The 15,486-nt window shown below is 57.7% G+C and carries 9 protein-coding genes and 2 pseudogenes; 2 read left to right on the forward strand and 9 right to left on the reverse strand.

Going from position 1 to position 15,486, the window contains the following annotated elements; all coding sequences use genetic code 11:
• Positions 1-241: 241 nt before the first annotated feature.
• Positions 242-1,171 carry a LysR substrate-binding domain-containing protein gene (locus tag QCE49_RS32455; RefSeq protein WP_250459269.1) on the reverse strand — a complete coding sequence of 310 codons (930 nt, stop codon included), beginning with the start codon at positions 1,169-1,171 and terminating at the stop codon, positions 242-244.
• Positions 1,172-1,972: 801 nt separating this feature from the next.
• Between QCE49_RS32455 and QCE49_RS32460 the strand changes: the two genes are divergently transcribed.
• On the forward strand, positions 1,973-3,394 hold the full coding sequence (locus QCE49_RS32460) for an aldehyde dehydrogenase family protein (protein WP_250459272.1): 1,422 nt from the start codon (positions 1,973-1,975) through the stop codon (positions 3,392-3,394).
• A gap of 221 nt (positions 3,395-3,615) precedes the next feature.
• On the opposite strand, the pseudogene QCE49_RS32470 reads toward QCE49_RS32460, so the two are convergent.
• Both QCE49_RS32470 and QCE49_RS32475 read right to left on the reverse strand, forming a co-directional pair.
• Positions 3,616-4,268 (reverse strand): annotated as a pseudogene (locus tag QCE49_RS32470) (aldehyde dehydrogenase family protein); the annotation flags it as partial.
• A 160-nt stretch (positions 4,269-4,428) separates the two neighbouring features.
• On the reverse strand, positions 4,429-5,883 hold the full coding sequence (locus QCE49_RS32475; protein WP_250459284.1) for an aldehyde dehydrogenase family protein: 1,455 nt from the start codon (positions 5,881-5,883) through the stop codon (positions 4,429-4,431).
• Positions 5,884-6,062: 179 nt separating this feature from the next.
• Between QCE49_RS32475 and QCE49_RS32480 the strand changes: the two are divergent.
• A pseudogene (locus QCE49_RS32480) lies at positions 6,063-6,584 on the forward strand (transposase); the annotation flags it as partial.
• Between the two features lie 275 nt (positions 6,585-6,859).
• On the opposite strand, the gene QCE49_RS32485 reads toward QCE49_RS32480, so the two are convergent.
• From QCE49_RS32485 to QCE49_RS32510, 6 genes are all read right to left on the reverse strand, one after another.
• Positions 6,860-8,062, reverse strand: a complete 1,203-nt coding sequence (locus tag QCE49_RS32485; RefSeq protein WP_250459427.1) for a porin — start codon at positions 8,060-8,062, stop codon at positions 6,860-6,862.
• 93 nt (positions 8,063-8,155) lie between these two features.
• Positions 8,156-9,451 (reverse strand): 3-oxo-tetronate kinase, encoded by a 1,296-nt coding sequence (gene otnK, locus QCE49_RS32490; protein WP_250459286.1) that lies wholly within the window; start codon positions 9,449-9,451, stop codon positions 8,156-8,158.
• Positions 9,452-9,851: 400 nt separating this feature from the next.
• Entirely contained in the window at positions 9,852-10,733 is an 882-nt protein-coding gene (locus QCE49_RS32495) for an NAD(P)-dependent oxidoreductase (RefSeq protein ID WP_250459296.1), read from the reverse strand.
• On the reverse strand, positions 10,730-11,647 hold the full coding sequence (locus QCE49_RS32500; protein ID WP_250459298.1) for an NAD(P)-dependent oxidoreductase: 918 nt from the start codon (positions 11,645-11,647) through the stop codon (positions 10,730-10,732). The genes QCE49_RS32495 and QCE49_RS32500 overlap by 4 nt, the downstream gene beginning before the upstream one ends.
• A 309-nt stretch (positions 11,648-11,956) precedes the next feature.
• Positions 11,957-13,153, reverse strand: coding sequence for an arabinose transporter (locus tag QCE49_RS32505; RefSeq protein ID WP_250459300.1), 1,197 nt, complete (start codon positions 13,151-13,153; stop codon positions 11,957-11,959).
• Positions 13,154-13,756: 603 nt separating this feature from the next.
• Entirely contained in the window at positions 13,757-15,238 is a 1,482-nt protein-coding gene (locus QCE49_RS32510) for an aldehyde dehydrogenase (RefSeq protein WP_250459302.1), read from the reverse strand.
• Positions 15,239-15,486 lie beyond the last annotated feature (248 nt).

A 15,486-nucleotide genomic window follows, 5' to 3' on the forward strand; every position in this document is an offset into this window, starting at 1 on the left:
TGGAAGATGCCCGCAGATCTCCGCTGACCCACTTCGCTATCACACATCACGCGCTCTACCATCTTACTCTGAGGGGCGTCGTTCGTGGATCGCTTACTAAAGGCTGACGACGTCGCGTCAAGACGGAGAAGCGCTTTGCAGTGACCGTCCGGCACCGTCGCCGCACCTAACGACATACGCCTCTGAGACCTCCCGGCTCAGAGGCGTATGTCGTTGGATTGGTGTTTGTGTGAGGTCGTCGTTACTTCGACAGGCTCTTCACGATCTCGATCATGTTTTCGAGGATAGGATCGTTCTGCCGGCGCACCCATCCAAATATGAATCGGGTCGAATAGTTCAGGTTGGCAAGAGGTATAACGGTCAAGTCGCTCGGGTACTGAAAGTTTTTACCTATTACTGCCAGTCCAATACCCATGCCTACCGAGATGAGGTTCAGCTGAGACGCGATCGTACTGACCTCTTGGACGATGTTTGGCTCGAATCCGGCTGCCTGACACAGAGAATAAAGTTGGCCGTAGCTCAAGCTACTGCTGGACTTAGGGTCTACAACAAGTGGTTCGTCTGCCAGATCCTCGAGCGTAAGAGATTTTCTTCGTGCAAATCGGTGGTCATTGGGCACGGCGACGCCCACGCTACCCGTCTGAATGCATATCGAATCGAGGACTATCCCTTCACGCTCCATGTTGATCTCGGTTCGCCGCTTCCCCGGATGGGGACTCGGTCCCAGATGCATGAAGCCGGCGTCGATCTTTCCTTCCGCGAGCGCCTTCGGCTGTAGGGAGGTGGAGAGTTCGACGAGCGAGAGATTTATCTCAGGATAGGTCGCACGGAAAAGCTTCACCGCCGCCTTGAATATCGAGTGCATCAAAGTGAGCGACCCGTAGCCGATCCGGAGCGTTCCGGTCATGCCCTGTCCGACGCGCTTCGTAAGGATTATCGCTTCGTTCAAATCGTCCATTACTCGGACCAGTTGAGGCAGTAGCGTGCGCCCAGCCGCTGTGAGCTTGACCGTATGGGCAAGACGTTCGAACAACGGCGTCCCAAGTTCCCCTTCGAGGTCGGCGATTATCTGCGAGACGGCAGGTCGAGTGATGTGTAAACGTACCGCTGCTCGTCCGAAGTGCTCTTCTTCCGCTGCGGCGATAAAGTATCGAAGATGTCGAAGTTCCATCTTTTTCTGTGTCTCCTCACAACAAGCACCGGGTCGTCAGAAGCCGCCCGTTTTTACAGCGTTCAGGCACCAAGCACCAAGGACTTCCTCGGTCGGTTAGCGCCGCTTACCAATGCACCATAATAGCTGACTTGACCCTACGGCGGTCCGATTTCAAACTTCTATCATCGTCGCAGCGAACGCTGGCGCGACTGGCTAGTGTCCGGATAGGCCCGGGACGTCGCCTCATCTAGCCGAGACGCCATTGCTGCCGGTGCATTCAAGCGATAGGTCTATCCCTCGATACGGGGCGGATAGTCGGTGCGCTAATTGGCGGGACGCACTTGTATGAGCAGGAGACTTCAGTGAGCCTTTCGGGAACGTCATTACGCACCCTTGTTGACAAATGGATTGGAGCAGCGGGTGGCATACGCATTACGCAATTCATTCACGGTATCGAAGAGCAGTACAGGTTTGTGCGCATCGAGAGCGCGTCAGACGAGTCGTCAATAGCCTTCATCTTCTTCCGCCACGATGACGGGAGCTGGTGTGTCTTCCCGCCGGAGCGCCGGCGGCCGGCGATGAGGATCGGTTTCTAGGCGTTAGCGATGCCGATCCGGTGGCCGGAAACGCCACTTCAGGCGGCCACTTGCAAATGACCAAACGTGGCTCCTAGGGCGACAGCGCAGCAGCCAGAAACAGCACACGAGCATTCGTCCGAGAGGCTGCTTCTTGCCGCAACGAATACATTGCTTTCCGGCCTAGTGAGCGTCAGAGCGGCCACTGGGCAACTGTTGGCCGGTTGATTAGCAGGAGACTGATATGCAGTTGTACGAGAAGTGTTACATCAACGGAGAATGGGTTTCGCCGCTGAGCCGTAAGGATTGGACGCTGGTCAATCCGGCGACAGAAGAAGCCTTTGCAACTGTCGCACTCGCTGGTGCAGAAGACGTCGACGTAGCTGTGAAGGCTGCCCGGAACGCGTTCGCCTCCTTCAGTAAAACCTCGAAGGCTGAGCGTATCGAGCTGCTTGAAGGGATAATCGACCGCTTCGTGCGTCACGAACAAAAACTTGCGGAGATCGTGACGCTCGAGCTCGGTACACCTGTTTCGCAGAAGATCCACGCCCCGGCGGCGCTCGGATCCTTCAAGCAGGCGTTGGCAAGCCTTCGAGAATACGAATTCGAATACCATCTGGGTCCCAATCTGGTCCGTCGAGAGCCGATCGGAGTCTGCGGGCTCATTACAGCATGGAACTGGCCGCTTCAACTTCTTGCAACGAAACTCGCCTATGCGCTGGCGGTTGGCTGCACCATCGTTCTTAAGCCAAGTGAATTCACGCCGCTGAGTGCGATCCACCTCACGGAAGTGCTTCATGAGGCTGGCGTGCCAAAGGGCGTGTTCAACTTGGTTCTTGGCGATGGTCCTACAGTGGGAAATGCGATCAGCAAGCACATGGACATCGACATGGTCTCGTTCACCGGGTCGACCAGAGCAGGTGTACTGATTGCCGAGGCGGCGGCGCCTTCTGTCAAGCGAGTCGCGCAAGAGCTGGGCGGCAAGTCGGCTAACGTGATCCTTGACGACGCCGACCTCAGAGCCGCGGCGAAGTGGAACGTCACACGGGCGTTCTCGAACACGGGCCAGTCCTGTCACGCGCCGACGCGAATCCTCGTGCACGAAAGCCAGATGGAAGAAGTGCTGGCAATGCTGGAGGAAGAAGCAAAGGCGGTCAACGTGGGCAATCCCCTTGACCCTCAGGTGACCATGGGGCCGGTGGTTAACAAGCTTCAATTCGACCGGGTTCAGGAATATATCAAGATCGGCATTGAGGAAGGCGCCATCGTTCGCGTGGGCGGCCCCGGTCGCCCCGAAAGGCTCGAGAAAGGGTACTTCGTGAAGCCGACCATTTTCTCTAATGTGACGCCTGAAATGCGCATCGGGCAGGAAGAGATTTTCGGGCCAGTTCTGGCGGTAATTCCGTATCGCACGGAAGAAGAGGCGATTGAGATCGCAAACGGCACACCCTACGGCTTGGGCGCTTACGTGTTTTCATCTAATCGCGAACGAGGCCTGTCGGTTGGCCGTCGCCTGCAAGCAGGCCGCGTCTTCCTGAATGGCGCTGCTAGTAATACTGAGGCTCCGATGGGTGGATACAAGCGCTCAGGAAATGGTCGGGAAATGGGAGTCTTCGGCCTGGAGGAATACCTCGAGGTGAAGGCAATGATCGGGTTTGAAGCTTAAGCTTTAGGCGGTTGCTATCTGGCTCTCAGGGGCGCGAGGTTGATCTATCGCGTCTGTTCTGCCTCACGCTTGCCTGCAAGGGGGGTGAGGCATTTTTTCGCGCGAGGCAAATGCACAAGCAACTGACCGTCGAAGACTAGAAAGCAGGAATATCGTCGCGCAAAAAATGTGAGGCATGTGATGCCTCACGGATTTTCAACCTACCTCTGTGCAGACGCGTTTTAGAAGCGGTGGATGATGCCAGCGCCAGCCGCGAACATGCTCCGGGAAGAGGAGGGAGACGCCTGGAATCCGTCGCCGATCGATGCGGTCGCGATTGACTGGGCCCGTCGACGTGAAGGTCGCAGAGGCATCGCAATAGTCCCGACGTTCGTCTTGGGGTGCATCGGGTCGTCCAGCCGTAGGTCTCGAGCGAGCGTAACCAGCCGCTCCGTTAGCTTTTTCTTGATTGAATTCCGTACGGGAAGACCTGACCCGTAGATGCACATCTGGCCACCGGCAGGTAGGCCGGTAGGCCCGCCTCTTTGCTGAGAGCCGCGAACTCAAGTGAGCTCGCGGACGCGGACTCAGATGGTTTGACGACGGCAGCACATTCGGCTGCCGGCGCGGGAGCACCCTTCAACGCCTGGCATTGAAGGGGAGGACTCCATGCAGTCAGTGCTGCTACGACGCTCACGACCTCATGAGTGTTGAATGCGGAGACATCTGCCTTCTCGACTGGCATGACCGAACCTTCAATCTTTTCCGCCAGGTCGCCGTAGTAGCACCGGTACTCGGGATTGAACTTCAACTGCTCCTGCGTCTCCGAGAGAACCTTACCGTTGTCGCGGGTTTCAATCTCCGCCAGGTTTTTGGCGTTGTGAGCGACCGCCAATGCAACGCCTAATCTTGAGGCGCTCCGTGGCGGTCATCTTGCTCAATGGGACAACGGTCATTGCGCGCTTCGCAACTGCTACGGCGCGCGCAGAATCTCCGACGGTGCCACCCTTCGACCGAATTGAGAACACACCGCGTCAATGTTTGGTGAACTCCGGTCAGTGGGCCAGTTCGGGCAAACCAGCGGCCTTCTTAGCTAGTCCATACACCGATTTGATCTCGAGGTATTCCTCGAGTCCGAACACGCCCATTGAACGGCCGATGCCTGATTGCTTATAGCCGCCCATCGGAGTGACCGAATTGGTTGCGGCTCCATTAACGCAGATCCGTCCAGCACGCAAGCCATTGGCGAACTCATAGCCTCTCTGAAGGTCACCAGCGAACACGTAGCCGCCCAATCCGTAGATCGAGTCGTTGGCGATCTTCAGCGCCTCCTCCTCATGTCGATAAGGGATCACCGCCAGGACTGGGCCGAAGATTTCTTCTCTTGCGATGGTCATGTCGGGCGTGACGTCACTGAACACGGTCGGCCGAACAAAGAAACCTTGGTCCAAACCAGGAGGAGGTTCAAGGCCACCGCAGACTAGCCTTGCACCCTCGTCGATGGCGGACTGGATGTAGCGTCTAATGCTTTCATACTGTGCACGATTGATCACCGGTCCCATCGTCGTTGCGAGGTCGCGGGGATCGCCTAAGCGAAATTTGTTGCATTCGTCTACCAAGTACGGCAGCGCCTTCTCCACCTGGTCCTCGTGGATCAGCATTCGGCTGGGCGCGTGGCAGCTCTGGCCAGTGTTGAAGAAACAGCGCGCGATATTCCAGCGCGCGGCCGCCTCTAGATCGGCGTCTTTCAGTACGATGTTGGCAGACTTGCCACCGAGTTCCAACGAAACACGCTTGATTGTGCGGGCCGCTGCTTCGCCGACCTTGATGCCGGCGGCCGTCGACCCGGTAAAGGAGACCAAGTCCACATCGGGATGTCGCGACAGCGCTTCGCCCACCACGCTGCCGCGGCCAAGAATAAGGTTGAAGACCCCGGGGGGCAGCGCCGCCTTGTCAATGACCTCCGCCAACAGAATGCTGCTGAGCGGAGATGCATCTGAGCCTTTCATGACCGATGTGCAGCCAGCCGCAAGTGCATAGATGAACTTGATCACCGGCGTCTGGATCGGCCAGTTCCAGGGAGAGATGAGCGCGCAAACGCCGATGGGCTCGCGGCGAACGATGGTGTCCTCGACGCGAGTCTCGAATCGGTACGACTGCAGCAGATCGCGAGCAACCTTCATGTGTGCGATGGGGCCAGTGACCTGCGCCCGCGCCGAGCGTGGCACGCCCACTTCGCGGGCAAGAATATCGGAGAACTCGTCCAGACGCTGCTCGTAGGCGGAAATGATGCGGTCGATCATGGCAACCCGCGCGGCAATGCTGGTCTGCGAAAAGGTCTCAAATGCGCGGCGCGCGGCGACCACGGCACGATCTACGTCCTCAGCCGTGCCGCCGTTGGCGGCGGTCGCGAACACGACTCCGGTGGTAGGGTCCACCATTTCGCGCTTGTCGGATCCGGATGGAGCCACCCAAGCGCCGTCGATGTAATGGTACGGATAGTTCGTCATGGTTCACCTTACGAAAGCAAATTGAGCGTAGCGCGCAGTTGGTCGCCACGGGCGGCGCTGGCTAAAAGAATGTTTGACTGCTGTGGTGGTCCACTGTCCCTTGCGATGGTCTTGCCGGTCAACAACGACGCCGGGGAGATGCACTCAATTATCCGGGCGCGCAGGACCGCCATGACTAGCCAGCGGCCGTCATTCTCGACGGGCGCCACTGCGGTCGACCTCCGAGAGTAGGCCTCGCACAGGTTGCGACGGTTATAAGGGGCACACAAGGCAGCAACGTTCACTTGGCAATTGAGAGCTAGGGACAGTTGCTTGCTTTGGACGTGAGGCCGGCCAATGAACGGCAGCGCGCGCAAGTCGGGGAACTGGCGGGTCAGGTCCGACTGGCCACGGGTTAAACGGTTAAGGTGGCGTTCGCCGAACAGGGAGATACCGGCGAGGAACCGGCGCAGCCGGCACTTGATGAGGGAATCGAGCTTCAGACGATCAGGTTGGCGAAGGCGAAGAAAGGTCTCGGGCTCTTGCCACGTCGCTGGGTAGTGGAGCGCTGCGTCGGCTGGCTGAACCGCTTTCGGCTGCTTGCTCGATACTACGAGCGCTTGTCTAAGACCCTTGCCGGACTGCACTTTGTGGTCGTCTCCGTACTGATGCGGACTCATTTCGTAACTTTAAGAATAGTGCCCGACGCGCTCCAGGACTAAGCTGGTTCGCAGCTTTGGGACCATTCGGAATGCGCACGCGTGAGACGTGCCTTGTGAGGGAAGCTGCATCGTCATAATTTTGCACAGGCACAAGCTAAGCGTCGAGTCGGATTTGCTTGTCGGATGGAAAGCACGGCTTACCACGGCCAAGGTTCCCGGAACGCTTTAGTTGGCATACGAACCTATAGACCAGAAAGCACGAATATCGTCGTGCGAATAAAACGTGAGGCATTTGATGCCTCACGTTTTCCGACGTATCTTGGTGCCGACGCGCTTTAGAAGCGGTGGATTATGCCGGCGCCAGCCGCGAACATACTCCGTGAAGAGGAGGGAGCCGACTGGAATCCGTCGCCGATCGATGCGGTCGCGTCAATCTGACGATTAACTGGACCCGTCGGCGTGAAAGTCGGTGTGCCGAGGGTGCGACCATTGGCGCGCTGGAACGCTTCGAGCAGGTAAAAGCCTGTACGCTTCGATACCGCATAGTACTGTGAAAGGTTGAACTGGTGATACGTCGCTGGATCGCTGATACCGTTCGCCTGGCTAGCCCATGTATAACTGTAGCCTGCCGCTAGATCCCATGCAGCCGCTGGCTTCCAGTGGAGGACCGTTCCCGCCGTATTGAAGACGGCTTCATCGGTGAACTTCGAGTTGATGCCGGGGATATACTGCACGTTGGTGTACGTCGCCGAGATGTCCCATGCGCTGTTAAACACATAACCCAAGGCCACCGCAAATCGCTGCTGAGCCTGTGCGCCTTGATAGCCGTTCGTTACCGCCGAAACGCCCACTTGTCCGCCCGAACTGGTCGTAGAGTCTGCACCCCATGCGCCGCCCCCATTGGTCGAATTGTTCGTGCGCATGAATGCGACTGTGCCACCAATGGGACCTTGCGCATATTGCAGTGCTGCTGACCACGTCGATCCTTGGTAAGCGCTCCCCGGAACGCCCGCGAGTGAGTAGGAGCCGCTCGCAGTAAAGCCGTAAAGCTTGGGCGTGGTCAATACGATTGAATTGTTAGCTCGGTACAGCGTATCGAGAGAATCAAGATCGCCCGGATGCGCGCCGAAAAATCCGGTGAGCCAGTTTGTTGGGCTATATGGAGAAACTAACGTGTAATACGCAGTGTATTGACGGCCGAAAGTGAGTGTGCCGTATGCCGGGTTAGTCAGACCAACCCAAGCTTGGCGACCAAATAGCGCATTCGTGTACTGCTGACCCCCAGTATTCAGGTTGAAGCCTGACTCTAACTGAAAGATCGCTTTGTTCCCACCACCAAGGTCTTCTGAACCTTTGAAGCCGAATCGATTTCCGGCCCACACACCTGCGGCCATTTTGACGTTTGAGCGACCCCCGGAAGTTGATCCTAGGGAAGTCTGGCTGCTCTGGTAAGTGATCGTGTCGTCAACGATGCCATATAGTGTCACACTGCTCTGGGCCAGAGCGGGCGCGGCGACTGCAACGCCTGCTGCTGCCATGACCAGGTTTGCCGGTTTCAATTTTCTTCTCACTGCGTCTTCCTCCGTCTTGTGGATTGATATCTACGTTGTATTGCCTTAATGACCGAGTGTTTAGATCTCGGTTGTTTGTCGCTGGGTGCCCAAAGCCTTTAGTGCCTTGGTGAAGAAGTCGACGGTACCGAAGTTGCCCGACTTCAGTGCGAGCCCGAGTGGAAGTTCACCGTTTTCGCCGATCGATTGCGTAGCCGGTACGCCTGGGTCGATTTGCGGCCCAATGCGCAAGGATCGAACGTTGAGCGCTTGCACGACCGCCCCGGACGTCTCACCGCCAGCCACAACAAACTTCCGCACTCCTTTATCCCGTAGTCCGCGGGCAATCGATGCGAGCGCTTCTTCCACAAGGCGTCCAGCTTTTGCGGCGCCCAGTTCTTTCTGAATTGCCTTCACCTCATCTGGCGCCGAGGTTGCGTAGATCAGTACCGTTTCATCACTCTCAAGCGCAAAATCGATAGCTCTCTCGACGACCGGTTCGCCGCGGGACAACGCTAACGGATCGATGCGGTAGCTAGGTTTCGAAGTCCGCCAATCAGCGACTTGTGCATTCGTAGCCCTTGACGCGCTGCCTGCCAGCACGACAGATCGCCCTTCAATCTCTTGGAGGTCGGCAGCGTCCCCTGCATACACGAGCAGGTCTGCCGAATGGAAATTCTGCGGCAATCCAAGTGCGATGCCTGAGCCACCCGTAACGAGCGAGAGGTCACGACATGCTTTGCCCAGCGTGTAGAGGTCGGAGTCGCATAACGCGTCGGCGATTGCAATTCTTACGCCGTCTTCTCGCAGTTCGTCGATTCGAGCTCGGATCGCTTCCGCGCCTTTGGCAATGGTGTCATAACGGATAAGGCCGACCTTGGATTTGGTCTGTCGCTGAAGGACCCGTACTAGGTTCGGGTCCGACATCGGCGTAAGTGGATGATTCTCCATGCCGGACTCGTTGAGCAGGACATCCCCAACGAATAAATTGCCCCGAAAAATCGTACGGCCGTTCTCTGGGAAAGCGGGGCATGCAATGGTGAAATCGTCCTTCAATGCGTTGAGCAACGCGTCCGCGACGGGCCCTATATTTCCCTTGTTGGTCGAGTCGAACGTCGAACAGTACTTGAAAGAGAATTGGCGACAACCCTGTGTCCGTAGCCACTCCAGCGCCTGTAGTGATTGACGCACGGCTTCCCTTGCGGGTGCAGTGCGCGATTTGAGCGCGACGACGAGCGCGTCGGCATCAATCCTGATGTCGGCATCCGGTACACCGATCGTTTGTACCGTGCGCATACCGCCACGCACCAACATGTTGGCGAGATCCGTCGCGCCGGTGAAATCGTCGGCGATGCAGCCGAGCAGTGCCTGCGCCATTACTTCGCTCCTTCGGGACTTCAACACCCGGAAAAGTTCATTGACTGCGAGACTCACTCGTCGCGTACGCAAACGGTGAGCTTCCATCGCGATCCGCCCTTGAACATGAGGGCACATTGCTTGTTGTTGTTGTGCTTCAGTGTCTGAACATTCTTCGACTTACGGCCGCCGGTGGATTCATCCATATTCGCGAGATCGCTTGCGAGCAAGTAAAGCAACTCTTTTCAGCGACCTTTGTAAAATTCGGTGTACTGACGACACGAACCGGTTTGCCAAGCATTTTTACGCGAAACGGGCAATCACTCCATGCAATCTGTGAACGCGGCGCGCGGCCGGTCCCAGTTTCACTTGGGCTAGGAATGCCCGCGTCGCACCTACCTTTAATCGTGGACCTTGCGATCTAGCCGACGGTCGATGGCGGGAGGCCGGAATCAATCTCCCAGATGTCGGCGAGGCGGTCCACTGTCGCTGATCCTCCGAGTCTGTTAGCGGCAGCGTCCAAGGTAGAGCGAGCCATTGTTGCGATAAGCATCGGTGCCCCCAGGCGCATGGCGACTGCTGAGGCTTTTCGCAGGTCGTCGGCCCACGCGCCCAACGTTACATTGGCCGTGCGCTTATTCGCCACCATTGCCGGAAGTACGCGCGCCGAAGCGCTGTTGTAGCCTGAGCTCTTATTCAGAACGATGCCCATGTCGGCGATTGTCAGACCGTTTCGCGTTCCCATCGCCGCACATTCGTACGTGATCAGGCGGTTACACGCTGCAATTGTTGAGACAACAAGGCGCATTGCGTGACCGCTACCTACGTCGCCGCAATGAATAATGGTTGGGCAAATGTCCCGCAGAATTTCGCGCGTCAAATCGAGGACAGACGCCGGCCCTCCGAAGAAGATCGCTGACGTTTCGGGTGCTGTGGCGGTATTCTCAGTATGCAAAGGAGCATCAACGAGACTGATACCAAGCCCACCCAGCTTTTCGGCAAGCGACTTTGTATCGTCGGGGTCATTTTGACCCATGTCGATAACGATTCGCTTCTGGTTGGTGCTTGCTTTGAGCCATTCTGAGCTTCGAAGCAGGGCGTCTCGCGCTTCATCGGAGTCTGTACACAGCACAAGAAGGTCGGCACCCTCGGCCAGACTTGTCGCGTTATCGACCTCTGAGGCGCCATCGCAGCGCAGAGAGCCATTGCCCAAGTCAAGGATGCGTACAGAATATTTGTTCGCCAGTTGCCGTGCTACGAATGCGGCGAGTTCACCGCTTCCAGCCAATCCAATCGTCGTCATTTGACCTCCTTCGACGTCGAGGTCGACGGCGCACTAACAAACTTCGTGTCGGCCATCGACTCGATGACACCAATCATTTGCTCGAGTTGCGCGTCCTTACCCAAGGAATTCAGACCGATCTGCAAGATCGAACGTGCGACGCCGCCGATTGGCATTGGAACCTTTTGCTCGGCCGCGAGGGAGATAGCCTGGTGGATGTCTTTTACTTGAAGCGCGAGCCAGAATTTCGTCGACTGGCGTCCTTCTGCGATGGCGGGAAGCATGCCTTGAGAGGTGTAGTTCCGTGCCGTCGTTGCGTTAATTGCCTCAGTCATGAGTTCAAGCGGTAGGCCATACTTGCGACCCATTGCGACAACCTCAAGCGTCGCCAGACGACAACTGACGTTCATCATGTTGTTAACGGTCTTCATGGTCTGGCCATTTCCGACACGTTCGCCGCAGTGAAATACGTTCGGGCTGATCGATTTCAACACCGGAAGAGCCTTCTCAAATACGTCTTGCGGCCCTGACGCAATGATCGAGATCGTTCCAGCGATGGCCGTCGCCATCGCGCCAGAGACGGGAGCGTCGAACAACGTGACGCCCATATCTTCAAGCTGACGGGCAAACTCGCGGGTTTCTGCCGGGACGCCACTGGTCTGATCGACGACGATCTTTCCGGCGGAAAGCCCCTCTGCAGCGCCACTCGGGCCGAAAAGCACCGAATAGACGTCAGAGCTTCTTGGCAAACAAAGTAACACCACATCGCTGTTACGTGCTAGTTCTGCGGGCGTAGCCGCTGCGGTCGCACCGAGTTCGACGAAGGCGTCGACAGCCTTCTGGTTCAAATCGAATACGCTCAGCGGATACTTGCCAATCAGATGACGGGCGAGCGCACCACCCATGGCGCCCAGCCCGATATACCCGATGCGCATTTATCTCCTCCTGACTTCTACTGCCGATGCTGTCCTCGGCGGACTGCCGCACCAAAAAGCGACATTACGTTATCGTGCGCTTTGTCTCGACCGGCGTCGAGTCGCATTTTCTCGAGGTGCCGGTAAGTCGACCTTACCGCTGGAAGAATGCGCTCTAATGCGTGGTGTGGTTGCATCTCATGTAGTCAGGATCAACACCGCGGTTTAACGGTTTCACATAGCAAGTGCCGGAGAATGGCGCCAAGGAGGAGGCCATTTGGAGGCGAAGGCGAGCTCGGGATGGCCGCCGCCGTAGCACGTAGGCGGAGACTATCCGCCTGTGCGCTGACGCCGAAGCAGCTGTAGAGCCACCCCAATGGTGCAGAGGACGACCACGGCGGCGACCAGGAAGACGTTTGCGACGCCGGCGTGCCCTCCGACCCAACCGAGAGTTGGGCTGCCGACAGCCATCGCCACATCGAGAAAGGCAGTATAAATTCCCATCGCGAGACCCCGATTCTTGGGCGTTGTCCCCCTGACAGCCTCAACGCCGAGCCCCGGGTAAACAAGCGAATAGCCCACGCCCGCGAGTGCCGCTCCTGCAGAGGCGAGCCACGCGCTGCCGGCGAGCCACATCAGCAAGAGGCCCGCTGCCTGGACGATCACGAACGTCAGAGCGACCTTGGCACCTCCTAGCCGGTCCGGGAGGTGGCCCGCGAGTGTGCGCGCGACGATCAGTGCGGCGCCAAAGGCGCTGAATGCCATCCATACTGGACGCCATTGCATTTCAGCGTAGAAGAGAGATCCAAACGCGAGAATTGAACAGTAGCCGATGCTGGCGAGCGCTGCGCCCAACCCTGGTAGCCAAACGGCGGCCATTACGGCTTTGATAGAGGAATGCTCTCCGTGAGCATGAGGAGCTGGAGCGGGAAGTCGCAAAAGCATCGTCAAGACACATAGAGGAATTAGCGTTGTCGTCAGCGCAATCGCAGCGAATCCGAAGGAAGTGAAAATGGCAGTACCAATCGGTCCGCCCAATGCCATGGCGGCGAACATCGCCGTTCCGACCCAGGCGATTACTCTGCCAGCATGTTCCTGATCAACGAGGGCAAGGCCCCAAGCGATCCCACCGGTAATGATAAAGCTCTCCGCCCCGCCGAGGACCGCACGACCGATGAGCAATACGGCGACGGACAGCATTGGACTGTTCAACGCGACGAGCGACAGCAGGTAGAACGCTCCAGAGACTCCGGCTGCGATCAGGCCCACGAGCACGCTGCGTTTTGCACCATGTCTGTCGGAGAAGGAGCCAGCCCAGACACGCGAGATCAAGGACGCCGCAAACTGCGCGCCCGCCACGAGGCCGACCACGAGGGTTCCGAAACCAAGGTCGTTGGTGACATGTAAAGGGAGCACGGGAAGCGCCGCGCCGATGATTAAGAACCCCGCGAGCACCGCCGCCATGACCGGCATAAGTGCGACGACAACGGAACGCTTGGCCCCTTTTACAACACACGAATCAACCACCGCGATGTTCCTCTGAATTCATCCCGTGTCCGGAATGATTATCTTTGGTGCGAATGTCACTATTTCCGCCCGGCGGTCCCCAAACATCGGGCGTCTGTCACCAGTTCGGGTTAATTTAGCGCCGCTTCGTCCGTGCGACTAGATGGCAAATCGGCATGAACCTATGCTGTGAAGCATTAATCATCGAGAACTTCAAGGCCCGGTGCCATTCATGACCGTCGCGCGCGAGCGCAGCTTCGCGGGGCAGCTGCGCAGCTTCGAATCTCTCAGTCTGCCTTGAGCCGCACGGTACCCGCCTAGTAAGAGTGATTCGGCCCACCGTTATTGAAGCGCACGAATCGAGCTTGAATCTCTCGGCGCAGTGACGGACCGGCGGCGGGAACCGTGCGGATTACAACAACCGACTACGCGGCAAACACATATGTCCGGCTCCGGCTAGTCGAACTTGTTGTACACGCACTGAAGCGCGGCTATGGACGCAGATTGTTGAATCTCCCAATAAAAAAATGCCCGCACGGATGCGGGCGAACCCAGGAGAAAAATCATGCGATACGTCGCTATGCCGGCCGTGGACATGCGCCAACTAGGTCAAACGACGATTTCCTAACGTTGCGCGAACGGATTTGCGGGAGGCTTGTCCGACGTTGACAGAAACACGCTCTTGGTTTCGAGGAATTCATGGACTGCTTCAATCCCATTCTCACGACCGAGACCCGACATCTTCATGCCGCCAAAAGGCATCATGAAGCTGTACGCGCGGTAAGTGTTGACCCAGACCGTTCCGGCCTTCAGCGCCTTAGTCATCCGCATTGCGCGGCCGATGTTTCCTGTCCAGACACCAGCAACCAATCCATAGATCACGCTGTTACCTAGTTCGACAGCGTGCTGTTCGTCGTCGAATCCGATGATGGAAAGCACGGGTCCGAAGACCTCTTCCTGCGCGATGCGCATGTCATTGGTCACATCAGTGAAGATAGTGGGCTCGACGAACTGCCCCCCGGTTAATCCAGCACCGACGGCCGGCTTGCCTCCGAGAATGCAACGGGCGCCATCGCCTCGTGCAATTTCGATGTAATCCATGACCTTTGCGAACTGAGGAGGGGTAGCGATAGGCCCGACGTTCGTGGTGGGCTGCATCGGGTCGCCCAGACGCACATCTCGAGCGAGCGCAACCAGCCGCTCGGTAAACTTTTCCTTGATTGAATTCTGCACGAGAAGACGTGACCCGGCGATGCACATCTGGCCTGCGGCGCCAAAGATCCCAGATACAACTCCGATCGCTGCCGCCTCAAGGTCCGCATCTTCGAAGACGATGTTCGGAGACTTGCCTCCGAGTTCCATCGCAACCCGTTTCATACCTCGTGCCGCCGTCTCGTATATGCGCGCGCCCGTTACGTCCGAGCCGGTGAACGTTATTTTCGCGACGTCGTCATGTTCGACCAGCGGCGCGCCGACCTCATTGCCGTAGCCAGTCACGACGTTGAGGACGCCGTCGGGCAGCCCGGCCTCCTTCGTGAGTGCCGCGAATTCGAGTGAGCTGACTGACGCGAACTCTGACGGTTTCACGATAACTGCACAACCGGCAGCCAGTGCCGGTGCACATTTCAGCGACAAGAACTGCAGCGGCGAATTCCACGCTGTCAGCGCTGCTACGACTCCCACGGGTTCGTGCGTCGTGAATGCGAAGACATCCGCTTTCTCGACAGGCATTACAGAGCCTTCGACCTTGTCCGCCAGTCCGCCGTAGTAGTACCAGTATTCAGGGATCGTCTTGAGTTGGCCCTGCATTTCCGTGAGGACTTTGCCGTTATCACGGGTCTCGATCTCGGCCAGGCGCGCTGCATTGCGGACGATGAGGTCCCCGATGTTGCGCATCACCTTGCCGCGTTCAGTGGCGGTCATTTTGCTCCACGGCCCCTCGTGCATTGCACGCCTGGCCGCTTCGACTGCTCGTGCCGCATCCTCAGTTGTGCCACGCGGAATCTGTGCCCACACCTCGCCGGTGTATGGGTTGACTGTGTCGATCCATTGCCCGTTGCTGGGGTCTCCGGGTTTTCCGTCGATCCACAACTGATACTTCTTCATCTGTCTGTCTCCGTGAGCAGAAAAGTCGCAGCAAGCATTGCGCGCCGATGCCGCCGCTGGCAGCGCCTGTGCCGCCGGCGTTATGCTGATTGACCCGTTGCTTGGGCGGTGATACACAGGGTTGCCGAGGCGCGTCGTCTTCCGCGTGTTCTGTAAAAGGCTGTTGATACCGAGATTCTCTACACGACGGATGCAAGCGTCGAGTCGGTTTTACTTCTCGATAGGAAAGCTGCACTTACCGGAGAGCT

It is taken from the genome of Caballeronia sp. LZ008 (genome assembly GCF_031451435.1).
Lineage (GTDB): Bacteria > Pseudomonadota > Gammaproteobacteria > Burkholderiales > Burkholderiaceae > Caballeronia > Caballeronia zhejiangensis.